The organism is Mesorhizobium sp. B2-3-2 (assembly GCF_006442295.1).
Taxonomy (GTDB): domain Bacteria; phylum Pseudomonadota; class Alphaproteobacteria; order Rhizobiales; family Rhizobiaceae; genus Mesorhizobium.
In genome coordinates, this window is sequence record NZ_VFWA01000003.1 from 53,124 (window position 1) to 76,269 (window position 23,146).

At 62.0% G+C, this 23,146-nt stretch carries 23 protein-coding genes; 10 read left to right on the forward strand and 13 right to left on the reverse strand.

All coding sequences use genetic code 11. From position 1 onward, the window contains the following. Positions 1-5: 5 nt before the first annotated feature. From FJ964_RS08935 to FJ964_RS08945, 3 genes are all read right to left on the reverse strand, one after another. Positions 6-866, reverse strand: a complete 861-nt coding sequence (locus FJ964_RS08935; RefSeq protein ID WP_140550057.1) for an NlpC/P60 family protein — start codon at positions 864-866, stop codon at positions 6-8. A gap of 29 nt (positions 867-895) precedes the next feature. Continuing rightward, a complete protein-coding gene (locus FJ964_RS08940; RefSeq protein WP_140513216.1) occupies positions 896-1,246 on the reverse strand; it encodes a MarR family winged helix-turn-helix transcriptional regulator in 351 nt (116 codons plus the stop codon). 77 nt (positions 1,247-1,323) lie between these two features. Then, the gene (locus FJ964_RS08945) at positions 1,324-2,688 is read right to left on the reverse strand and encodes a leucyl aminopeptidase family protein (protein ID WP_140550058.1); all 1,365 of its coding nucleotides are present in this window, start codon (positions 2,686-2,688) and stop codon (positions 1,324-1,326) included. A gap of 130 nt (positions 2,689-2,818) precedes the next feature. On the opposite strand from FJ964_RS08945, the gene FJ964_RS08950 reads away from it, so the two are divergent. After that, entirely contained in the window at positions 2,819-3,640 is an 822-nt protein-coding gene (locus FJ964_RS08950) for a tetratricopeptide repeat protein (protein ID WP_140550483.1), read from the forward strand. A gap of 82 nt (positions 3,641-3,722) precedes the next feature. Here the strand turns inward: FJ964_RS08950 and FJ964_RS08955 are convergent, their stop codons facing one another. The 9 genes from FJ964_RS08955 to FJ964_RS08995 all read right to left on the reverse strand — a co-directional run bounded on the left by FJ964_RS08955 (position 3,723) and on the right by FJ964_RS08995 (position 12,803). Next, entirely contained in the window at positions 3,723-4,739 is a 1,017-nt protein-coding gene (locus tag FJ964_RS08955) for a type II secretion system F family protein (RefSeq protein ID WP_140550059.1), read from the reverse strand. Positions 4,740-4,748: 9 nt separating this feature from the next. Beyond that, on the reverse strand, positions 4,749-5,762 hold the full coding sequence (locus tag FJ964_RS08960; RefSeq protein WP_140550060.1) for a type II secretion system F family protein: 1,014 nt from the start codon (positions 5,760-5,762) through the stop codon (positions 4,749-4,751). 29 nt (positions 5,763-5,791) lie between these two features. Then, a complete protein-coding gene (locus FJ964_RS08965; RefSeq protein ID WP_140550061.1) occupies positions 5,792-7,300 on the reverse strand; it encodes a CpaF family protein in 1,509 nt (502 codons plus the stop codon). A gap of 29 nt (positions 7,301-7,329) precedes the next feature. Then, a complete protein-coding gene (locus FJ964_RS08970; protein WP_140550062.1) occupies positions 7,330-8,619 on the reverse strand; it encodes a CpaE family protein in 1,290 nt (429 codons plus the stop codon). 34 nt (positions 8,620-8,653) lie between these two features. Continuing rightward, positions 8,654-9,391 (reverse strand): CpaD family pilus assembly protein, encoded by a 738-nt coding sequence (locus FJ964_RS08975; RefSeq protein ID WP_140550063.1) that lies wholly within the window; start codon positions 9,389-9,391, stop codon positions 8,654-8,656. Between the two features lie 14 nt (positions 9,392-9,405). After that, the gene (locus FJ964_RS08980) at positions 9,406-10,926 is read right to left on the reverse strand and encodes a type II and III secretion system protein family protein (RefSeq protein WP_140550064.1); all 1,521 of its coding nucleotides are present in this window, start codon (positions 10,924-10,926) and stop codon (positions 9,406-9,408) included. Beyond that, on the reverse strand, positions 10,923-11,735 hold the full coding sequence (gene cpaB / locus FJ964_RS08985) for a Flp pilus assembly protein CpaB (RefSeq protein ID WP_140550065.1): 813 nt from the start codon (positions 11,733-11,735) through the stop codon (positions 10,923-10,925). The genes FJ964_RS08980 and cpaB overlap by 4 nt, the downstream gene beginning before the upstream one ends. 201 nt (positions 11,736-11,936) lie before the next feature. After that, positions 11,937-12,455: a prepilin peptidase gene (locus FJ964_RS08990; RefSeq protein WP_140550066.1), complete on the reverse strand. Its 519-nt coding sequence runs from the start codon at positions 12,453-12,455 to the stop codon at positions 11,937-11,939. A 171-nt stretch (positions 12,456-12,626) separates the two neighbouring features. Then, positions 12,627-12,803 carry a Flp family type IVb pilin gene (locus FJ964_RS08995; RefSeq protein WP_140550067.1) on the reverse strand — a complete coding sequence of 59 codons (177 nt, stop codon included), beginning with the start codon at positions 12,801-12,803 and terminating at the stop codon, positions 12,627-12,629. A gap of 357 nt (positions 12,804-13,160) precedes the next feature. Between FJ964_RS08995 and FJ964_RS09000 the strand changes: the two genes are divergently transcribed. The 3 genes from FJ964_RS09000 to FJ964_RS09010 all read left to right on the forward strand — a co-directional run bounded on the left by FJ964_RS09000 (position 13,161) and on the right by FJ964_RS09010 (position 14,955). Beyond that, positions 13,161-13,583, forward strand: a complete 423-nt coding sequence (locus FJ964_RS09000; RefSeq protein WP_140550068.1) for a pilus assembly protein N-terminal domain-containing protein — start codon at positions 13,161-13,163, stop codon at positions 13,581-13,583. Between the two features lie 128 nt (positions 13,584-13,711). Continuing rightward, positions 13,712-14,293: a TadE/TadG family type IV pilus assembly protein gene (locus tag FJ964_RS09005; protein ID WP_140550069.1), complete on the forward strand. Its 582-nt coding sequence runs from the start codon at positions 13,712-13,714 to the stop codon at positions 14,291-14,293. 41 nt (positions 14,294-14,334) lie between these two features. Further along, complete coding sequence (locus FJ964_RS09010) at positions 14,335-14,955, forward strand: TadE/TadG family type IV pilus assembly protein (RefSeq protein ID WP_140550070.1); 621 nt, start codon at positions 14,335-14,337, stop codon at positions 14,953-14,955. Between the two features lie 6 nt (positions 14,956-14,961). Here FJ964_RS09010 and FJ964_RS09015 read toward each other — a convergent pair whose 3' ends face one another. Then, on the reverse strand, positions 14,962-15,879 hold the full coding sequence (locus FJ964_RS09015) for a PhnD/SsuA/transferrin family substrate-binding protein (protein ID WP_140550071.1): 918 nt from the start codon (positions 15,877-15,879) through the stop codon (positions 14,962-14,964). 135 nt (positions 15,880-16,014) lie between these two features. Between FJ964_RS09015 and FJ964_RS09020 the strand changes: the two genes are divergently transcribed. The 6 genes from FJ964_RS09020 (at position 16,015) to dnaN (ending at position 23,139) form a co-directional block, all read left to right on the forward strand. After that, positions 16,015-17,256: a phosphopentomutase gene (locus tag FJ964_RS09020; protein WP_140550072.1), complete on the forward strand. Its 1,242-nt coding sequence runs from the start codon at positions 16,015-16,017 to the stop codon at positions 17,254-17,256. Then, a complete protein-coding gene (gene mutM / locus FJ964_RS09025) occupies positions 17,249-18,139 on the forward strand; it encodes a bifunctional DNA-formamidopyrimidine glycosylase/DNA-(apurinic or apyrimidinic site) lyase (RefSeq protein WP_140550073.1) in 891 nt (296 codons plus the stop codon). The genes FJ964_RS09020 and mutM overlap by 8 nt, the downstream gene beginning before the upstream one ends. Before the next feature lie 41 nt (positions 18,140-18,180). Next, complete coding sequence (locus tag FJ964_RS09030; RefSeq protein WP_140550074.1) at positions 18,181-18,954, forward strand: enoyl-CoA hydratase; 774 nt, start codon at positions 18,181-18,183, stop codon at positions 18,952-18,954. 206 nt (positions 18,955-19,160) lie between these two features. Then, entirely contained in the window at positions 19,161-19,427 is a 267-nt protein-coding gene (gene rpsT, locus FJ964_RS09035) for a 30S ribosomal protein S20 (RefSeq protein ID WP_140496747.1), read from the forward strand. 848 nt (positions 19,428-20,275) lie between these two features. Then, positions 20,276-21,820 carry a chromosomal replication initiator protein DnaA gene (dnaA, locus tag FJ964_RS09040; RefSeq protein WP_140550075.1) on the forward strand — a complete coding sequence of 515 codons (1,545 nt, stop codon included), beginning with the start codon at positions 20,276-20,278 and terminating at the stop codon, positions 21,818-21,820. Between the two features lie 200 nt (positions 21,821-22,020). Further along, on the forward strand, positions 22,021-23,139 hold the full coding sequence (gene dnaN / locus FJ964_RS09045; protein ID WP_140550076.1) for a DNA polymerase III subunit beta: 1,119 nt from the start codon (positions 22,021-22,023) through the stop codon (positions 23,137-23,139). Positions 23,140-23,146: the final 7 nt, after the last annotated feature.

Consider the following 23,146-nt stretch of genomic DNA (forward strand, 5'->3'; position numbering starts at 1 on the left):
TCGGCCTACGGCCGCCGGAACCCCGTCGGCCCGCCGTAGAGATAGCCGATGCGGGCGACGGCTTCCTTCAGACCTTCGCGCGACACCAGCATGGTGTGGCCGTTGGCGTGGATCATTGTCTCGGCGTCGGCCATGATGGCGACATGGCCTTTCCAGAAAACGAGATCGCCGCGGCGCAGGCCGGAATAATCCGGGCCCGGATCGAGCGGCTCGCCGATGCTCTGCGCCTGCATGTCGGAATCGCGCAGGACATCGGCGCCGGCCATGCGCATCGCCAGTTGCACGAGGCCGGAGCAATCTATGCCGAAACCCGAAACGCCGCCCCAGAGATAAGGAGTGCCGAGAAACATCTCGGCCACAGAAACATAGTCGCCAGCCACATTGCTGACAGGGCGCAGATGACCGGCGATGATTGCCTGACCGGAGGGCAGGACGGCATAGTGGGTGCCGCGCGTTTCGGCGGAACCCGTCACCGTGACGGCGGACCCCATCGATAGCTGGCCCGCGATCGGAAGGCGCAGATCCGGGCCCGGATAGAGGAAAGTTCGGGGCACGCAGACGATATGGGTGAGCGCATGATCCCGCCCGCCCAACATGGCGTCGGCGACATAGCCGACATAACCGTCCCGTTCGGCCTGGATCCAGGCCCAGCCCTCTCTGTCCTCGAAAACGAGCACGTCATCGCCGAATAGGGCTTGCGTGTTGACACCAGCGTCCGGACGCGGAGCCTTGCGGATATCGGCCACCGGGACCGAAATCCGCGCCGGCCGGCCGGCGACAAAGCGGTCGGCAGCGACCTCTCCTTTCAATCTCGCATCGGCAAGATCGGGCCGAAAGGCGTGGAGGCGGGCATCCCTGGCGGTCAAATTAGTTCATCCATTGAGACGGCTGGTCGTCAGATAGGCAGCTCTTGTGCCTTGGCGATGATACCATCACCGAAGCGCTCGACAAAGAGCGCACCCTCGACCGTGCGCTTGATCAGCACGTTGCGCTTGTCGAGTTCGTCGCGATGGCGCGACACCAGTTTGAGCGCACCCATCGTATCGAGCGCGCGGGTGATGACCGGTTTGGTGACGTTGAGACGGGCCGCCAGCCCGCGCACCGTGTGCGGCGGCGGATCGAGATAGATGGTGAACAGGATAGCCGTCTGGCGCATGGTGAGATCAGGCGCGTCGTCGCGCACCTGCGACAGCATCACTTGCTGCCACAGTCGCAAGGCCTGGCTCGGGCGCATCGAAATCGACATCGCACGAGAATGACGGCAAATTGTTTCGGTTCCGTTTCAGTTTCGGCAATCTGCCGGCCCTGAAAATCACCTCCACATCAGCCAAAACGCTTCGAGATGACGTGCTCCAGTGCGCGGATGCCTTGCGCCTCGCCGCCGGCAGGTCCGTGCGGACGATCGGCGGGGTTCCAGGCGAAGATGTCGAAATGCGCCCAGCTTGCCGTCTTCTCGACAAAGCGCTTGAGAAACAGCGCCGCGGTGATGGAACCGGCGAACCCATCCGTGGTGACATTGTTGATGTCGGCGATCTTCGACGACAGCTTCGCATCATAGGGCCGCCACAGCGGCATGCGCCACAGCGGATCCTCGACCGCCAGCGAGGCGGCCGCCAGTTCCGAGGCCAATGCCTCGTCGCCGGTGTAGAAGGGGGGCAGGTCCGGACCTAGCGCGACACGAGCAGCGCCGGTCAGCGTCGCCATGTCGACAAGCAATTGCGGCTCCTCCTCGTCGGCCAGCGCCAGCGCATCGCCCAGAACCAGTCTTCCCTCGGCATCGGTGTTGCCGATCTCGACTGACATGCCCTTGCGGCTCGCCAACACGTCGCCAGGCCTGAAGGCATTGCCGGCGATCGAATTCTCGACGGCCGGGATAAGCACGCGCAGCCGCACGTTCAATCCGGAGGCCATGATCATCGAGGCCAGACCCAGCACATTGGCGGCACCCCCCATGTCTTTCTTCATCAACAGCATGCCGGACGACGGCTTGATGTCGAGGCCGCCGGTGTCGAAACAGACGCCCTTGCCGACCAACGTCACTTTCGGCGCGCTCCTTGGCCCCCAGCCCATGTCGATAAGGCGCGGCGCACTGGACGAAGCCCGGCCGACGGCATGGATCATCGGGAAATTCTGCTTGATGAGATCGTCGCCCTTGATAACCGACACTTCGGCCTTGTGAATTTCGGCCAGGGCTCGAACCGTTTTCTCCAGCTCGTCCGGCCCCATGTCGCTGGTCGGCGTGTTGACAAGATCGCGCGTCAGGAAGATGCCTTCGACGATGCGACGAACGCGTTTTGCCTCTACGCCGGCCGGCAATTCGAAGCGCAGCGCCTTGCCCGGTTTCTTGCCATAGCGGGTAAAGACATAGCCGCCGAGGGCCAGCGCGATTGCCGCCAGTTCCGGCCGGGCCGGCGAGGAGGCGAAGTGCCAGTCGCCCTCCGCCAGGCCTTTCGCCAGCGCGCCGACGGCCAGCGCGCCCTCGCCGTCGCCAATACCGAACAAGGCACCGCCGAGTGCGCCGTTTTCTGCAGGCACGATGAGCGTCCTGCCCGCTTCGCCGGAGAAGCCGTTGGCCCTGGCCCACGCCACGGCAGATGACGCCAGACCGGCCGTCTCCAGACCGTCCTTGGCCACCAGATGGACAGGAAGCGGGTTGTTCAGCTTGTTCTCGACCAGTTCCACTGACATTCGATGTTCTCCTGCCGACGTCCGTCGATTCGGCGCTTCTTAACTGTCCGTTAGGGTTAACAGAATATTTCTTCGACAGGGAAGATGGCCACGCAATGGCCGCGCGCATGAATGGAGGCCCAGGGTGCCGATGCCGACGAACCGCACGATTAACACCACCGGAAAGCGGCTCATCACCACGGCCTTCATGCTCGCCCTCGCCGCAGGTGTTGCCGGCTGCGGAACCGACAAGATCAGCACAGGCTCGATCGGACGCACCAGCGGCAAGCCGTTGGAGACCATGTCGGCGGGAGAATTGCACAATGCGACGGCAGCGCTTGGCCAGTCCTATTCCAGGAATCCCAACGACAAGCGGATAGCGACCAACTTCGCCGCTGCGCTGCAGATGGATGGCGATGCCGACCAGTCGCTTGCCGTGATGCGCAAGCTGGCGATCGCCTATCCCAAGGATCGCGACGTGCTTGCCGCCTACGGCAAGGCGCTGGCCGCCAACGGCCAGTTCGAGGCGGCGCTTGACGCGGTGCGCCGGGCGCAGACGCCGGAATATCCCGACTGGAGGCTGGTGTCGGCGGAAGCGGCCATTCTCGATCAGCTCGGACACAAGGACGACGCGCGCCAACTCTACCGCAAGGCGCTGGAGCTCAAGCCGAACGAACCTTCGGTGCTTTCCAACCTTGGCATGTCCTATGTGCTGGGAGGCGACCTGCGCACTGCCGAAACCTATATGCGCTCGGCCGCACAGCAGCCGAATGCTGACAGCCGCGTGCGACAGAACCTGGCGCTGGTCATCGGCCTGCAGGGCCGCTTCGACGAAGCCGAGAAGATCGCCTCGCAGGAGCTGTCACCCGAACAGGCGCAGGCCAATGTCGCTTATCTCAGGCAGATGCTGGCTCAGCAAAATGCCTGGAGCCAGCTCAAGGACCAGGACAAGGCGAAAGCCGCGACCAACTGAGCGACACCCAGCCACCAAACCATGCATAAGAGAACCGCGCTGCGTCGGCCGCGCGGTTTTTCTTTGGATCGGTCAGATCCACCTACTGGCTGCTGGTTTCGTGCGCCTGGCCGAAGATGCCGCGCTGGCTGACCTGGATACCGGCAGGGCCGAGGATGATGGCGAACAGCACCGGCAGGAAAAACAGGATCATCGGCACGGTGAGCTTGGGCGGCAAGGCGGCGGCCTTCTTCTCGGCGGCATTCATGCGCTGGTCCCGGCTTTCACCCGCGAGCACCCGCAACGCATGCGCCACAGGGGTGCCATAACGCTCGGCCTGGACAAGTGCCTGCGACACCGACTTGACGGATTCCAGGCCGGTGCGGCTGGCGAGGTTCTCATAGGCCTGCTTGCGCTCCTGCAGATAGGAAAGCTCGGCGTTCGTCAGGATGAATTCTTCCGCCAAGGCCACCGATTGGACGCCGATCTCGTCGGCGACCTTGCGCAGTGCCGCTTCCACCGACATGCCAGACTCGACGCATATCAGCATCAGGTCAAGCGCGTCCGGCCATGCCATCTGGATCGATTGCTTGCGCTTGGTGGCGCGGTTGTTGACGTAGACGACCGGTGCGTAGAAGCCGCCATAGGCAACGAGGACGCAGACGAACAGCCGAATGAACAATGGCTGCTGCGGCAGTCCTCCGAGCACGAATATGTAGATCACGCCCAGTGCGAAGCCGGCAAACGGAAGCACGAGGCGGAAGAAGAGGAACCGCGTCAGCGGGTTCTGCCCACGAAAGCCGGCAACCTTGAGCTTCTGCAAGGTACCCTCGTCGGCGAGGGCGCGCCGCAGGTCGAGCCGGTCGACGATGTTGCGCATGCCGATCGACTGTTCCTCGCGCAGGCCCTTGCGGCGGCGATCCGCCTCGCTTGCAAGCCGCGCGCGCTGCTTGGCGCGCAATTCGTCGCGTTCCAGCGCGACCGACTTCATGCGCGCCTTGAGCTGGTTTCCGCCAAATGCCGGCAGCAAGGTGAAGACCGTCGCGAACACGGCGATACCGACCAACAGCGCGATCAGGAGGCCGGGATCCGTCAGTGATTTGACGACTTGTTCGGTCATGCCGCGGCCCTAGACTTCAAAGTTCATCATCTTGCGCATCACGAAGATGCCAATCGACATCCAGACCGCCGAAACCCCCAGGATCAGGTTACCGATGCTCGTGGTGAACAGCGGCATCAGGTAGTTGGGGCTGGAGAGATAGACGAGAAACGCGACGATGAAAGGCAGCGCGCCGATGATGGCGGCGGACGCCTTGGCTTCCATCGACAGCGCCTGGACCTTGGCCTTCATCTTCTTGCGGTCGCGAAGCACGCGCGAAAGATTGCCCAGCGCCTCGGAGAGATTGCCGCCGGCCTGCGACTGGATCTGAATGACGATGCCGAAAAAGCTGGCCTCGGTGCATGGCATGGTTTCGGGCATGCGCAAGGTGGCATCCGGGATCGACAGGCCCATCTGCTGCGAATCGACTATGCGGCGAAACTCGGCCTTGACGGGCTCGGGGGATTCGTTGGCGATCAGGCGCACCGCATCGTTCAGCGGCAGGCCGGATTTGACCGCGCGCACGATTATGTCGAGCGCGTTGGGAAATTCGTTGAGGAATGCCTTGACCCGCCGCGCGCGGCGAAATGAGACGAACCAGCGCGGCAGGCCGAGCGCACCGGCCAGCAGCACGCCAGGCAAAACAAAAAGCGGCGCCCCCACCACAAAGGCGACGATCGTCAGGGCTAGGCCGCAAATGGCGGAATAGATGTAGAAGCGTTCGATGGAAACCTTCAGGCCGGCTTGGCGCAGTTGGGCTTTCAGCGGCGGTTTCTTGACCGCGCTGTCCTTGGATTTCTGCTTCTCGTCGAGTTCCTTCAACGAATCCTGGACCGACTTGCGTCTTTTGGCCGCCTCCGCCACGCGATCGCGCGAGGCCTTGACGACGGAGCGATCCGTCTCCGCGGCCTTGATCGTTTCCAGCCGCTTGCCCGCCTGCTTTTCGTTGCTGATCCGGGTGAACAGGAATGCATAGGCGACCGCGCCGGCGCTGAAGCCGGCGAGCACGACAAACGCCAATACGGTGCCGTCAATTCCAAACATCGATCAGAACCCTTAGGCCTGCAGCAGCGTCAGTCAGCGCGTTTCTCCATCGCCTCAAGCGCTATTGCGAGGCGCTGCTCCTCGCCATAGTAACGAGCGCGGTCCCAGAAATGGGGGCGACCGATGCCGGTCGATACATGCTCTCCCAGCAGCCGCCCATTCGCGTCCTCGCCCTTGATGTTATAGAGGACGATGTCCTGCGTGATGATGACGTCGCCTTCCATTCCGATCACCTCGGTGATGTGAGTGATGCGGCGCGATCCGTCGCGCAGGCGTGCCGCCTGGATAATCACGTCGATGGAGCCGACGACGATTTCGCGCACGGTCTTCTGCGGCAGCGAAAACCCGCCCATTGCGATCATGGATTCGATACGATTCAGGCATTCGCGCGGGCTGTTCGAGTGGATCGTTCCCATCGAGCCGTCATGGCCGGTGTTCATCGCCTGCAGAAGGTCGAACACCTCGGGTCCGCGCACTTCGCCGACGATGATGCGCTCGGGCCGCATGCGCAGGCAGTTCTTGACCAGATCCCGCATCGTCACCTCGCCTTCGCCTTCAAGGTTGGGCGGGCGGGTTTCCAGACGGACGACATGCGGCTGCTGTAGTTGCAGTTCGGCCGAGTCCTCGCAGGTGATGACGCGTTCCTCGCGGTCGATATAGTTGGTCAGGCAGTTGAGCAGTGTCGTCTTGCCCGAGCCGGTGCCGCCGGAGATGACGATGTTGCAGCGAACACGGCCGATAATCTTGAGAACCTCGGCTCCTTGCGGTGAGATGGCGCCGAACTTCACCAGCTGATCGAGCGTCAGCTTGTCCTTCTTGAATTTGCGGATGGTGAGCGCGGTGCCGTCGATGGCGAGCGGCGGCGCGATGACGTTAACGCGAGAGCCGTCGGGAAGACGCGCATCGCAGATCGGGCTGGATTCATCGACGCGGCGGCCGACCTGACTGACGATGCGCTGGCAGATGTTGAGAAGCTGCTGGTTGTCACGAAAACGAATGCCGGTCTGTTCGACCTTGCCGTTGACTTCGATGTAGACGTTCTTGGAGCCGTTGACCATGATGTCGGCGATGTCGTCGCGAGCCAGCAATGGCTCGAGCGGCCCATAGCCAAGCACGTCGTTGCAGATATCCTCGAGCAGCTCTTCCTGTTCGGCTATCGACATCGCGAAATTCTTGATCGCGATGATGTCGTTGACGATGTCGCGGATTTCCTCGCGCGCGCTTTCGGGATCGAGCTTGGCAAGCTGCGACAGGTCGATCGTATCGATCAGGGCGGCGAAGACCTGGCTCTTGGTATCGTAGTAGGTTTCGCTCTTTTCGCGCGCCGCCCGCTTCGGCTCCGGTGCTATCGGCGGCGCCTCGACCGCGCGGCGGGCCGGCGGTGCAACAGGAGCGCTCGACGCAGATGCGGCCGCCGGCCTCGCAAGAACCGCCGTATCGGCCGAATCCGCGACGGCTGGCGCGATCGGCGCCGGTGCCGGCTGGCGGAATTCCGGCTTGAACCGGTTGCCGTCGTCGCTGCCTCTCTTACCAAACATGATCGACTACCGATTCCACTGAAGAAGCATCATTTCTTGTTGCGCGAAAGCTTGCCGAGCAGATTTCCGAGACCCGCTTTTTTCTTCACCCGGATTTCGCTGCGGCCGGTCAGCACATGGGCAATTTCGTTGATCGTGGCTACAACCGGGTTCTTGGCGTCCATTTCACCAAGCATACGTCCGTTGTTGGCGGCATTGCCGAATAGCAGCGGGTCAAAGCCGATAATCGCCATCGCGGCCAGGCCGAGCGGCTCAGCGAAATCGGACGGGGAAATCTCCGGCCGTTTGGGCACGCCGGCCTGATTGATGATGAGTTTGGGCGGCGAGTCGTTGGGACGAAGCCGTTTGAGCATGTCGACCAAATTCTTGGTGTTGCGCAAATTGGCCAGTTCCGGCGTCGCCGTGATGACGATCTCATCGGCCTTGATCAGTGTGTTCTTGGTCCAACCCGTCCAGACATGAGGAACGTCGAGCACCAGGAGCGGCACGGTGCGCTGCGCGGTGTCGACAAGCTGAGTAAAGGCGTCGGGATCGAAATCATAGACGCGTTCGAGCGTCGAGGGCGCGGCGAGCAGCGACAGGTGTTCGGCGCACTGGGTCAGAAGCCGGTCGAGATAGACTTCATCGATGCGCTCGGGCGAAAACACCGCTTCGGCAATGCCTTGCGCGGGATCCTGGTCGAAATTGATGTTGGCCGTGCCGAAAGCGAGGTCGAGGTCCGCGACAACCACCTCGGATTTGAACAGGGAGGACATCGCCCAAGCCACGTTGTGGGCGATGGTGGAAGAGCCGACGCCACCCTTGGCGCCCACGAAGGCGATCGAGCGGCCGAGCGGCTCGGCCTCCGGATCGACGAAGATTGAGGATATGACGCTGACGATGTCGGCCATCGACACCGGCGCGATGACATATTCGGAAATGCCGGAGCGGATGAGCTCGCGATAGAGGCCGACATCGTTGTAGTGGCCGATCACCACCACTTTGGAAGATGGGTCGCAATATTCCGAGAGCTGCGCGAGCTGTTCCAGCAACTGCTTGGGTTCGCTGCGCGACTCCAGCAGGATCAGGTTCGGCGTTGGCGCCGACTGGTAGAATTCGATGGCGGTAGGGAGGCCGCCCATATGGACCTTGAGATGGGCCTTGGTCATGCGGCGGTCCTCGCCGGCGCGCTCGACCGGATTGGCGACACCCTCGGTCTCGCAGAATGCCTGGATCGAGATGCGCGGAACCGGCCGCAGCGCCTGCATCGCGGCGATGTCCTGCGGCGAGGTCTCACCGCCGTCCAGGGGGGCGTCATAGGCAAGGTTGCTCATGGTCATCTTTCCGTGACTTCTCTTTTCCTTAGGACGCGGCTCAGTACGTCACTTCAGAATTGCCGAGGAACTCGTCCGAAATACCCCTGCTGCGGTAGACATCGATCACCGCGCTACGATTTTCCGCGTCGATGGTGGTCTGCTTGCGCGGCCCGATCAGGTCGGCCGGATTGGCCATCTGGGCTGCGAGATTGTTTTGATAGGAGCAGCCGAAATCGGCATAGTGTTTGTTCTCGGACGTCTCCAGCAGGTCATCTGGCCATCGTCCGCATTTGTCGGTCTGGGCCTTCACCGCGATATAGGCGACCCGGATCGGGGCGGATGTCTCGCTCGAGGCAGCCTGATACGAGACGACCACGATCCGGCTGCGCTTGACGCCCGCGGCAACCGCGAGCCGTGCGAAATCGCGCGCGGCGGCGGCGGCGGCGATCTCGTTGGCCGAGCCGCTCGGAATCTGGATCGTCAGCGTCGGGGCAGCACTCTTGTCGTAGCCGTCGAGGAAACCCAGGAGCGTGTCTCGCTGCGAGCCGGTCATGCCGCGGTCACCCGCGCCGACAGGTAGGTCTATCTTTAGGTTCTTCTCGGCGATCACGATCGGATGGTTGGTGCGGTAGTCGTCTGGAATGGCGCCGACGGTGACACTGTCGCGCTGGGCGCAGCCGGCCAGCAATGCTGCCATCGCCACCGCCAGGGCAGGAATGGCGCGCCGGAGAATTCGCGAACGGCCGAAGCGCGTGGTCATGACGATGGTCCTTGCCTGCAATGCTGACTGAGACATGTCCGCTTCCCCGTTCACTTGTAGATGAAGCCGACGACGCCGTGATAACGGCCGCTGGGCTTGTCCGTCTGCATTGTGCCGTAGACACGATTGACTCGGCCCAGGAACATACCGGCGCCATCGCTGGCGGCGTTGAAATTGTCGTCAGGTTTGGCAAGGTCGTTTCGTGCCACCGGTTTCACCAGATAGGGGGTGATGATGATCACCAGTTCGGTCTCGTTGCGCACGAAGTCTCTGCTTCGGAACAGTGTGCCGAGCACCGGGATCTTTGTCAGCCCGGGCAGGCCGGCGACAGCCTGCCTGACGTCATCGCGGACGAGGCCGGCGATCATCATCGAACCCCCTGACGGCAATTCGACGGTCGTGTCGGCAAGTCTCTTGCGGATGGACAACAGCGTGGTTCCGGGCAACCTGCCTGCCGCTTCCAGCGTGGTGGCGCCTTCGGCAGTAGGCTCCGACACGGACGTCCGGACCTTGAGGCTGATCCGACCCGCTGACAGCACAACCGGCTGGAACTCCAGGCCGATGCCGTATTCCAGTTTATCGTTGGTGTATGTGACCTGCCCTGTCTTGTTGTCATCTGAAACATTGTTCGTACGGCTGGTGATGAGATTGAACTCGCCACCGACCTTGAATGTTGCCTTCTCACCCGAGACGGCGGTGAGGGTCGGCTCCGCCAGCGTCTTCATGACGCCGCCTTGCTCCATTGCGTTTAGATACGCCTGAAGCGCCGAGGTGCCGATCGAAGCTCCCGAGAATTGCGACAACGGTTTCCCAAGCCCGTATGCAGGGGTGCTCATCGCGTCGTAGCTGATACCGTTGCTACCGCCGCTGCCCACCATATTGACGCCAAGCTGCTTCATCACGGAGCGGCTGACTTCGGCGACCGTCACCTTGAGCGTGACCTGGTCGTCGCCGATGATCTGCAAAAGATTGACGATCTTGGAGACGCGGCGTTCCTGGTCCGGATTGTTGATGTCGACACCGCTCTGGGCCGAGCCGCCGGCCGCGGTCTGCGAATATTGTCCCGTCGTCGCTTCACCGCCCGAGACGAAGATCGTCGCCAGGTCGACGGCGCGTTTGGCGTCCAGCGGCGTGTCGACGGTTCCTGTCAGGACGACGTTGTCGTTCAGCAGTTCGACCTTGATGGCCGATGTCGGGATGAAGCGCTTGATATAATCCTCCAGGCCTGCGACGTCGCGTTCGACGGCCAGATCGAGGCTGACGATCTGTTCGCCATTCGGCCCGAAGACAAAGATGTTGGTCTCGCCAACCGCCTTGCCGAACAGGTAGATGCGCCTCGCGGTGCGGGTCACCGCATCGGCGACGGTCGGATTGGCGACAAGAATGTCGTAGGCATCACTCGGCAGGTCGATGACCACCGACTTGTTGAGGCCGAGCTTGACGCGCTGGGTGGCCGCCGAAGCCGAAACCTGGGCATTCTTGGCCTCAACCACGCTCTGCACGTTCGTTCCGACGAGCAGCAGGCCGAAAGCCGCTGCCACGACCGCCGGCAGTTTACCGCTTAGCCTCATTTTCTTGCCCCCACTTCGGAAACTTCGCCCGACTTGATCAGCCTCACCGTTCCCTTGCGGCCATTGCCGGAAACGAGATAGTCGGCCTCGTCCACATTCTTTTCCTGGGTGTCCGTGATCGACCGCAGCGCGAGCGTCAGGCGATCCGCCATCTGCTGGGCGACGGTGATGATCTCCGCCTGCTTGGGCGTCAGTTCCAGCGTGGCGGTCTGGCCCACCCTGGTCTTCTTGCCTTCCTCGTCCTCCTGGATGGTCTGGTCGATCGCCAGGACGCGGATGTTCTTGAGGATGGTTTCGGTGTTGAAGCCGGAGCCGCCGCTGTTGGCATCGGCCCGGCGGGTCATGATGACGTCGACGAAATCATTCGGAAGGATGAAACCGCCGGCAGAGGTGTCGGCCGATATCGTCGTAGCGACCGCCCGCATACCAGAAGGCAGGATCGACGACATGAAGCTTTGCCCCTCGCCGATCAGCTTGGAACGCCGCACCGGCTCGCCCGCGTACATCGGAACACGGGCTATGGACCCCTTCAGTTTCTCCAGGGCATCGGGAGCAGTGGCCTTGGTGATGAAATTGGCGTTGATGCCGTCAGCCGGCCAGGATTGCCAGGCAATGTTGTTCTCGAGCTGGCTGCCCATGGTGACATCGCCCGACAGGACAAGCACGTCCTGCAATGCCACGGCGGGAGCCGCTGGACCGGACTCGACGATCTGCGGTGGCGGCGCTGCGACCATGTTCTTCGCGACATAGCCAGCACCACCCGCCGCGGCGACCGCCACGCTCAGAATAATCAATCGGGATGCTGGCATCTGTCCGAACCCTCGCCTTGGCAAACCACCTAGCCAGGCCGGACTTTGCAGCGGCAATCGTCAAAACAAGGTTAATGTAATGCTTACGATCGTGATTAATTTAAGGTTTACATAAATTAGCTGTATTGCGCCGTCAGGGACAAACAGCCAGCCTGCTCCGCAGAGCCAGCCCGCAACACAGCCAAGGAATGATCGATAAGTTCAGGCCGCCAGCCTGGCCAGCGCCCAGACCATTAGGGGCGAATCCGGGTAGGTCAGCAATCCGCCCAAACCGAGCGCGATGCCGTAGGGAACCCCGGTCGTCTCATCCGCGAAGTGACGCAGGAACGGATTACGGCCGGTAAAAACCGCAAGCGGCGACTTCCGGTAGACGAGAATGGCGAGCGTCAGCAAGCCGCCTATAAAGGTCGAGACCAGGAGATACTCGACGAGTTGGATGTCGAGTCCCATCCACACGGCGGTCGCGGCCAGCAGCTTGGCATCACCACCGCCCATGCCGCCCATTGCAAAGAGGCCGAACGTCACGGCAAGAACAAGGGCTCCGGCAGCAAAGTGCCAGCCATAGGCCGCCCATTCCATGCCGGTCAGCGGCGCAACCAGTGCGAAGACGACGACGAGCAGCACCGGCACGCGATTGGCTATCGTCATCGACAGCATGTCGGAGATAGCGGCGAACAGCATGCAGAACGGGAAGACGACGAAGATCAGGGCTTCAAGCATCGGCGCTATGCCTATTGTCGGAACAAGCGGCACTCAATCTAGGCATGTTCGATTAATGATTGATGAGGCCCGGAACAAAAAGGCGATTGATACGGGCAGCGAGACAGAACAAGGGCCGCCATGTGGCGGCCCTTGTTCTGAACTCAAGCTGAAAGTCAGCAATAAGGCAGATCAGCCGCCGGTGCTGTTCAAGGTGGTGCCGATGGCACTGAACTTGGCGTTGATTGCATTGCCGAGCGCGCCAGCGCCGACGATGATGGCGAGCGCGATAAGGGCGGCGATCAGACCATATTCGATAGCGGTCGCGCCGGATTCGTCCTTTACGAAACGTGCAATGAGATTAGACATTCGAGAGCTCCTACTCCACGTGTTACAGCACTTCCGTCAACTTCTGTGATGGTTGATCGGATGCTGCCAATCTAGGGAGAAGCTCTTTCGATCGACTTAATAAACAGCCTTACCGATTCCTTTCCCGGTTGGAACATATTGCGTGGTTAACTATGGGCTAAGCACCGGCCGAGGCGCAATTCCCAGTCAAGCAGCCGCAAAAAGGCATCGCTTCGCGACCTGCGATCCGCGGGAGGAACTGGACGGGACGGGCGCCTATGACGATCGCGGCACATGGCGCCGGGAGGCCTGCTTAACCGTTGGTTCACCAATCTCGTTCATGTTCCGTTGAACAGTCCGCCCGCCTGGAGCGCCTCAATGGCCGAGCCGAGATCGTCGATCCTGATTGCCGTGCTTCTTGCCGCCGTGAGCTTTGTCATGCCCGCCAGGGCCGGCACCGGCATCGAGGTCACCATGAACCAGGCCAAGATCGTCAAACTGTCGCGCCCTGCCGACACGATCGTGGTCGGCAACCCGGCAATCGCCGACGCTTCCGTGCAGGACGCCTCGACGATCGTGCTGACTGGTAAGGGCTTCGGCGTCACCAACCTCGTCGTCCTCGACCAGGATGGCAGCCCGATCGTCGATGAACAGGTCACCGTCGTGCGGCAGGCGGCCTCGTCGGTGCGCATCTACCGGCGCGCTGAAGTTCAGACCATGTCCTGCACGCCCTATTGCGAAAGCTCCTACAAGAGCGAAGCCGAAAAATCCTCGGAAGCCGAGATGAGCGTCAGCCGGTAGGCACGCGGTCCAGGTTAGCGGGTGGTTAAGACGCCCGCGGCGACTTTAACGATCATTCAAACCGGACTTCAATTGGTTTGCACTAATACACCTGCCGAGACCGTCTGGGGGTTGGGCAGGATCAGGGCATGAGCAACGAATTCGTCTCGACAGGTGATCGCACGGCAAGACGGGCACGGTTTTTTGCGCGCTTCGCCGGCGACCGCCGCGGCAGTACGGCACTGGAATTCGCGCTGCTCGCATTGCCGTTCGCGGTTCTTGTCTTCGCCATCCTGGAAAGCTGCATCTCATTTGCCGGCCAGGAAGTGATGGCCAACATCACCGACGACATCGCGCGCAAATTGCGCACCGGGCAGTTGAGGCCGGCCGACGTCGCCGGGGACAAGTTGAAGACCATGATCTGCGACAGGCTAGAGATCATCGTCTCGCAGGATTGCCCCAATCAACTGGACGTGGACCTTCGCGAATATACCACGTTCGCCGACGCGGCCACGGCCACCTTCAAGATCGACAACGGCAACATCATTTTGATGCAGGGCACCAACTCGCAGCCCTTCGCGACCACGCCGGGCCTGGCGGAATCGAAGAACATGCTGCGGGTCTTCTACAAATGGCCCGTCATGACCGATCTTCTGGCTCAGTCGATGGGCGGCAACAAGACACTGCATTTTGCATCGGTGACCTGGCAGAACGAGCCATTCGACAACTGAGTTCGCGGCGGAAGCAAAACCCAGGAAAAAGGGCAACGGGCATGATGCGTGCGGGGGCACATCCAGGAATGGCAGGATGTTGGGGGAAGTTGGTCGGTTTCATACGCGATCGCCGCGGCATCGCGGCGGTCGAGTTCGCCCTCATCGTCCCCATCCTGCTGATCATGTATTTCATCACCATGGAGGCTTCGCAGGCCATCGAGACCAGCAAGAAGGTCAGCCGCATCGGCAGCATGGTCGCGGATCTGGTCACGCAGCAGCCGACCATCGTCAAGGCGGACCTGGATGCCATTATGAAGATCGGCACCTCCACCTTGCAGCCCTACAATCGCTCGACGCCGGACATCACGATCACGGCAATACAGGTTACAACCGATACGCCGCCCGAGGTGAACGTGGTGTGGTCACGCAAGGTGGTCAATGGCGTCTACGGCGCTGACGCCGCCAAGGACACACCCACGACCGTGCCATCCACGCTCAAGGTCGCCGGCACCTTTCTCATCCGTGTCGAAAGCAAACTTGGTTACAAGCCGATAATCACTTGGTCCCCGGACAGTTCACAGAAGGCCGGATTGACGACGATCTTCAACAATATATCGATGGGCGAGACCTATTATCTGCGTCCGCGCCGAAGCTTGACGATCCCCTGCGGCGACTGCTGACGAGCTCTATCGCCGCACGCCACCGTCCGACACCAGACGCACGATGGCGTGCGCCATCTCGTAATCCTTGGAAACCACGGTGGCGAAACCGCCGGAATGCTTCGATTCGAGCAGATCGTAGAGGTCGGGCGTCGTCGATTTGAGGTTGGTGAGAAAGACGGTCAACCGGCGCTTGGCTTCCGGGTCGAGATCGCTGCGCACCGCATGGGGACCATATCTCAGCAAACCCGACGTCCATACGACTTGAAGGGCGGTCGCCGAAAGCCCGGCGACTTCGAGCCTTGCCTGCGTGCCCGATAGTCTTGACTCGCCGTCGGCCGCCGCCGTCGCCCAGCCGAACAAGGCATCGGTCTGGCCATCGACCAGCATTCCTTCCGCGGCCGAGGCGGAATCGGCATAGACCAGAAACGATGCGTCCTCTGCGATCTTGACGTGCTCGGCGGCCAGTCCGGCCAATGGCAAAAGAGAACCAATGCTGTCCGCCGGCGGCATGGCGATCCGGTGGGTTTCCATCGCCGTCAGGCTGGGCACCTTGCCATCCTTCGTCAACAGCACAGCGCGGATGCCGACGGCGCCATCGGAATCGACCGGTGCCACGAGCGGTTCGATGCATTCGCAGCGCTGTGACGCCGTTGCGTAGGCGGCCGCCGAATAGATGGCATACTCGATGTGGGCGTTGGCTTGCGCATCGATCAGCGCGGCGTAGTCACGGGCAACGACGAACTTCACCTTCATGCCCAGAGCGTTGGTAAAGGCCTCGGTCAACCGCGCCAGGCCTGGAACGGTATTGCCTGCTCCGGGTTCGGCAACGATGCCGATGCGAAACGTGCCGATATCCTCGCGCCAGTCGGCGCGCGCCGGGCCGGACCAGACCGCGCCCTGCGCGATGATGAGAGCGGCGCATGCCTTCAGGGCAGCTTTCATGGGAGACCCGGTCCTGCGATCCGTCAATGACTTGGTTCCAGACTATCGCGCCGAGCGGTTGCCGTTTGGTTTCCGAATTGCCAATGCCGCCGTGGAACCCTATGTCTGGATGCTCAAACCGGCAACAATGACCCGATGGCGCGTGCTTTCCTCTTCGTCCTGGATTCCTTCGGCATAGGCGGCGCCGCCGACGCCGAACGCTACGGCGATGCCGGTGCCAACACCTTCGCCCATATCACCGAGGCCTGCGCGGAAGGCCGCGCCGATGGCGAAGGACTTCGCCAGGGGCCGTTGTTTGTCCCCAACATGGCGTCGCTCGGACTTGGCAAGGCTGCCGAGACCGCGACGGGGTTGGGCTTTGCCGCTTTCGGGACGGATCTCGTCGCCAATGCCTTCCACGGCGCCGCTCAAGAGGTTTCGAGCGGCAAGGACACGCCATCGGGCCATTGGGAGATAGCAGGCCTGCCGGTGCGTTTCGACTGGGGCTACTTTCCCAATACGATCCCGGCCCTTCCCGCCGAACTGACCGAGGCGATCATCCGCGAGGGCAAGGTGCCGGGTATTCTCGGCAACTGCCATGCGCCGGGCACCGAGATCATCGAACGGTTCGGCGAGGAGCACATCCGCACGGGCAAGCCGATCTGCTACACCTCGGTGGATTCGGTCCTGCAAGTCGCCGCGCATGAGATCCATTTCGGCCTGGAGCGGCTCTACGAATTCTGCAAGGTGGTGCGCCGCCTGGTTGATCCGTTGAGGATCGGAAGGGTGATCGCGCGACCGTTCCTCGGCGAGACGGCAGCCAGTTTCGAGCGGACCTACAACCGACACGACTACGCCGTGCCGCCGCCCGAGCCGACATTGCTCGACCGGCTGACGGCGCGTGGCAGCCGCGTCATCGCCGTCGGCAAGATCGGCGACATCTTTGCCCATCGGGGGGTTTCGGAAGTGCGCAAGGCTGCGGGCAACATGGCCATGTTCGACCAGGCGCTTGATGCAATGGATGCGGCCCGCGACGGCGATCTCGTCTTCGCCAATTTCGTCGATTTCGACACCGAGTTCGGCCATCGCCGCGATGTTGCAGGTTATGCCGCCGCGCTCGAGGCCTTCGACCGGCGACTGCCGGAAGCATTCGCAAGATTGCGACAGGGCGATCTGCTGATCCTGACGGCCGACCACGGCAACGACCCGACCTGGCGCGGCACCGACCACACACGCGAACGCATTCCGGTGATCGGCATCGGACCGGGTCTGACGGGCGGCGACATCGGGCTGAGAACGACATTCTGCGACATTGGTGAAACCGTGGCCGAACATCTCGGGTTGGCGCGCGGCCGCTACGGCACTTCCTTTTACCCGGATATGGGCGGTCATGCCTGAATTGCCCGAGGTCGAGACGGTCCGGCGCGGGCTGGAGCCGGTTCTGGAAGGCGCCCGCATCATCCGCGCCGAGGCACGCCGGCCGGACCTGCGTTTTCCATTCCCCGAAAAATTCGCCGAGCGGCTGACCGGCAAGACGATCACGGCGCTCGGACGCCGGGCCAAATATCTGACGATGGATCTCGAAAGCGGTCCCGCCCTGATCTGCCATCTCGGCATGTCGGGCTCGTTTCGCATCGAGACGGCCGACGCCGCCGAAATGCCCGGCGTGTTCCATCACGAGCGGTCGAAGAGTTCGACACACGACCATGTCATCTTCGACGTCGCCTCTCGGGACGGCACCCGCTCGCGCGTGGTTTTCAACGATCCGCGTCGCTTCGGCTTCATGCTGTTTTGCGAAGGGCCGCCGGACACCCATCCGATGCTGGCGGGGCTCGGCGTCGAACCCACCGGCAATGCGCTTGACGGAGTGCTGCTGGCCTCGCTGCTGAAGGGCCGAAAATCGCCGCTGAAGGCCGCTCTTCTCGACCAGAGACTGATAGCCGGGCTCGGCAACATCTATGTCTCGGAGGCGCTATGGCGTGCCGGGCTGTCGCCGCTGCGCGAGGCCGGCACGATCGCAAAAGCCGGCAAGAAAGCCAGTGAGCAAAGCCGGGGGCTTGCCGTGGCGGTCCGCTCGGTCATCGCAGATGCCATTGCGGCCGGCGGATCGTCACTGCGCGACTACATGCAGACCGACGGTTCGCTGGGCTATTTCCAGCACTCCTTCGCGGTGTATGACCGGGAGGGCGAACCCTGTTCCAGGCCTGGCTGCGGCGGCCATATCGAGCGCATCACGCAGAGCGGCCGCTCGACCTTCTATTGCCGGACCTGTCAGCGGTGAGCTAGATCGATCTTCAATTGCCTGGAAGAGGAGCCGAAGCCATGGCCTATGAAACGATCGTCGTTGAAACCAGGGGCAAGGTCGGGCTGATCACCTTGAACCGGCCGAAGGCGCTCAATGCGCTGAATTCCCAGGTCATGGCGGAATTGGTGGCCGCGGTAAACGTGTTGGGGGCAGATGACGGCATCGGCGCGATGGTCGTCACCGGTTCCGAGAAGGCCTTCGCCGCAGGCGCCGACATCAAGGAAATGCAGTCGATTTCCTACGTCGATGCCTACATCAAGGACTTTTTCGTCGGCTGGGAAGAGTTGACCCGGGCGCGCAAGCCGATCATCGCGGCGGTGGCCGGCTATGCGCTGGGCGGCGGCTGCGAACTGGCGATGATGTGCGACTTCATCATCGCCGCCGACACGGCAAAATTCGGCCAGCCCGAAATCACGCTCGGCGTCATTCCCGGCATGGGCGGCTCACAACGCCTGACCCGGTTCGTCGGCAAGTCGAAGGCGATGGACATGTGCCTGACCGGGCGGATGATGGATGCCGCGGAGGCCGAGCGTTCCGGCCTGGTCTCGCGCGTCGTGCCTGCCGGCGAGCTTGTCGAGGAGGCCGTCAAGGCAGCGGCCAAGATCGCCGATTTCTCGCTGCCGTCGGTGATGATGGCAAAGGAAGCCGTCAACCGGGCCTATGAAACGACGCTCGCCGAGGGGTTGCGGTTCGAGCGCCGGCTGTTCCATTCGCTGTTTGCGCTCGACGACCAGAAGGAAGGCATGGCGGCCTTCGCCGAGAAGCGCAAGCCGAATTTCACCAATCGCTGACAGCGCACCTCCGGGGCGCCAAGTGCTTCGGCGTGGCTGAAAAATGCTCCGGCGCGACGACAGCCAAAAAGAACGCAAGCCAGCGTTGACGCGCCGGGAAAGCTGAACTATAAGCCGCACCAACCGAGGCGGCCCTGTGGCTGCCCGTTTGTTTTTTGTGCCCTGCGGCATGCCGCATGCGCCGACCAGATCAGAAGAGAGGCATCATGGCCAATACATCCTCGGCCAAAAAGGCAACGCGCAAGATCGTCCGCCGCGCGGCGATCAACAAAAACCGCCGCTCGCGCGTCCGCACTTATGTGCGCCAGGTCGAGGAGGCGCTCGCCTCCGGCGACAAGGCGGCCGCGCAGGCAGCGTTCAAGGCCGCCGAGCCGGAATTGATGCGCGCTGCGACAAAGGGCGTGATCCACAAGAACACCGCGGCCCGCAAGGTTTCGCGGCTGGCCCAGCGCCTCAAGGTGCTGTCGGCCTGACGTCCCTTTCCGGACTGATCTTCTGAGAACCCGGCCGATAGTGCCGGGTTTTTTCGTTTGCCGGCAAGCACTTAAAAAGAATACTCGGAAACGGCGTCGAAAGCGGAGTCCGCGGTCCGAAATGCTTTGCCGGCATATGCATTCCGGCTGATGGTCCAGATACTTGAAAAGTGTCGGCTGAAAAATTCCCCCTCCGCAGAAATAACCAATATTTCCCAATTGGTTACAGATAGTCATCCACACGTTGTCCACAACGCGGCGAAGCGCCGGGAGAACAACTGGCTGTCAAGCGATTTATTTCACAAAATTTCGCGCCAGCCCGGCTTTTTCATATTCGCCGGAAAAGGGTTTGAATCACAATGGCTTTGTCAAACTATAGTGCTGCCGCATGGCGCTTCGGCGCGCCGGACCTAACCAGATTCCTTAAAAATCCGTTAGACGTGGCCTTGCTCTATCCACAGCGATTTCGGTAATGTCGGTCCATCGAAAGGGATGGGCCGGGTGGCCCTAACCCAGCCTGAATGGGCCAGCTTAAATTGGCGGGGTTTGTGACGCGGACCAAGTCCGCGGACAGGTTTGGTTTGCTCTTTTTCGATACGGTAGGGGACTGGCGTAACTAGACATGGCAGGTCGACAGCGCCGGCGATTTTCGCCGGACGGTGTTGCATTGCCCTGACATACCCAACACGGACTGGCTTCCATGGGCCGGCACCGGTTCCCTGGATAATGGGCGACGTTCATCTGCCGGCGGCGGCAGCGGGCGTCGTAGCAAAGCGCAGTCGCTGGAACACGGATGCAGGAGGCGCATCCCCGGCGGAAAAACAGGTACAGAGACAAGGAATTCGATCATGCAGAGCGGCGTCGAAAGGGAGCTTATGAATGAAATCCCATTTTCAGGAAATCTGATCGGAGCTGACGAGATGGCGGCTTCCAGCGACGCGGAACAGAAGTTCGACCGGGTCAAGGCCCAGTTGAAGGCGCGCTTGGGTACCGAGGTCTATTCGAGCTGGTTCGGGCGCATGAAGGTCGCAGAGGCTTCAAAGGGCATAGTTCGCATTTCGGTGCCCACAGCGTTCCTGCGCTCGTGGATCAACGGCCATTATCTCGACCTTATCTGCGAACTTTGGAAGCACGAGGATCCCGAGATCCTCAAGATCGAGATCATCGTGCGCACGGCCACCCGTCAGGGGCGCAGCCATGCCGAACCGGAATTGGCGCCCGCACGCAAGATGACGCGCCAGACGCAGACGGCTCTGGCCGCCGGCACCGTAAGCCCCGGCAGGCTGGAGCGGGCTCCGGCGCCCCGCCCGGGCGGGCCAACCGAGAGCGAGTTCCGCCACAATGTGCTGGGATCGCCGCTTGATCCGCGCTACACGTTCGCCTCCTTCATCGAAGGGCCCTCGAACCGGGTGGCCTTCGCTGCGGCCAAGGCCGTGGCGGAATCGCAGTCGAGCGCGGTGCGCTTCAACCCGCTCTTCCTTCATGCGACGGTCGGCCTCGGCAAGACCCATTTGTTGCAGGCCATCGCCGCGGAATCGCTGAAGCAGAACCCGAAATCGCGCGTCGTCTACCTGACGGCGGAGTATTTCATGTGGCGCTTCGCCACCGCGATCCGCGACAACAATGCCTTGACGCTCAAGGAACAACTGCGCGACATCGATCTGCTCATCATCGACGATATGCAATTCCTGCAGGGCAAGTCGATCCAGCACGAATTCTGCCACCTGATCAACATGCTGCTCGACAGCGCCAAGCAGGTCGTCGTCGCTGCGGACCGGCCCCCGTCGGAGCTGGAATCACTCGAACCGCGGGTCCGCTCGCGCCTCAATGGCGGCGTCGCGCTCGAAATGTCGGCCCCCGATTTCGCCATGCGCCTGGGCATGCTCAAGCTGCGCCTCGCCACCGCCAGGCACGATGACGCCTCCCTCGACATCTCAGACGAGATCCTTAATCACGTCGCCCGCACGGTGACCGGCAGCGGCCGCGAACTGGAAGGCGCCTTCAATCAACTCCTGTTCCGCCAGTCTTTCGAGCCGCAGATCACCATCGATCGCATCGACGAGATCCTCGGCCATATTTATCGAACCGGCGAGCCGAAGCGGGTCCGTATCGAGGATATTCAGCGCATCGTCGCGCGGCACTACAATGTGTCGAAGACCGAGTTGCTGTCCAACAGGCGCACGCGCACCATCGTCAAGCCGAGGCAGGTCGCCATGTATCTGTCCAAGGTGATGACACCGCGCTCGCTGCCCGAGATCGGGCGGCGCTTCGGCGGCCGCGATCACACAACGGTGCTGCACGCAGTGCGCAAGATCGAGGATCTTTCCGGCGGCGACAACACGCTGGCGCAGGAACTGGAACTGTTGAGACGGTTGATCAACGACCAGGCCTGAGCCGTTCGAAAACGCTTGGCGGCGTGCTTCGCCGCCTTTATCCCCAGAAAGCCCGCGTAGCCGGCCCGAACCGGTCGCGCGGGCTTGCGTTTGCTGGTTTTTTCCTGTCAGTTTACGCAGATTCTGAAGCCTGTTCAGACCTTTCGCGGGACGCCGCCAGCCGGAGACCCGCTCATTCATTCAAGCGAGCCTGGTTCGTCATGCGTGTTATCCTGGAACGGTCAAATCTCCTGAAGTCGCTCAATCACGTCCACCGCGTGGTCGAACGGCGCAACACCATACCGATCCTGTCCAACGTGCTGCTCAGCGCCGAAGGCGCCAGCCTGGAAATGAAGGCCACCGACCTCGACCTGGAAGTGACGGAAGCGACGCCCGCCAAGGTCGAGCGGGGTGGCGCGACAACGGTTCCGGCGCATCTGCTCTACGATATCGTGCGCAAGCTTTCCGACGGTGCCGAGGTGATGCTGAAGACGGACGAGGACGGCAACGCCATGACGGTGACCTCCGGCCGCTCGAGCTTCCGCCTGCAATGCCTGCCGCAATCGGACTTCCCCGAGCTTTCGGCCGGATCCTTCTCGCATATCTTCCGGCTCGACTCGCTCGCGCTCAAGGGGTTGATCGAGAAGACCCAGTTCGCCATCTCCACGGAGGAAACGCGCTATTATCTCAACGGCATCTATCTTCACACACATGAGGTCGGCGGCAAGCTGAAGCTGCGCTCGGTGGCGACCGACGGCCATCGCCTGGCACGCGCCGAGATCGACGCGCCGGCGGGTTCCGAAGGCATGCCGGGCATCATCATCCCGCGCAAGACCGTAAGCGAATTGCAGAAGCTGGTCGATGATCCCGACGTGGCGGTCACCACCGAACTGTCGGACACCAAGATCCGCTTCACCATCGGCAGCGTCATCCTGACTTCCAAGCTGATCGACGGCACCTTCCCCGATTATCAGCGGGTCATTCCCACCGGCAACGACAAGAAGCTGATCATCGACCGCCAGAGCTTCGCGGCCGCCGTCGACCGCGTCTCGACCATCTCCTCCGAACGCGGCCGCGCGGTGAAGCTTTCGATCAGTGAGGGCCAGGTGACGCTTGCCGTCAACAATCCGGATTCGGGCAGCGCCACCGAGGAGCTGGCCGCCGACTATTCAGCCGACCCGATCGAGATCGGCTTCAACGCCAAGTACCTGCTCGACGTCGCCGCTCAATTGACCGGTTCAGAGGCCCGATTCATGTTGGCCGACGCCGGTTCGCCGACGCTGATCCACGACATGGCCGATGAAACCGCGCTTTATGTGCTGATGCCGATGCGGGTGTAGAGCAGCA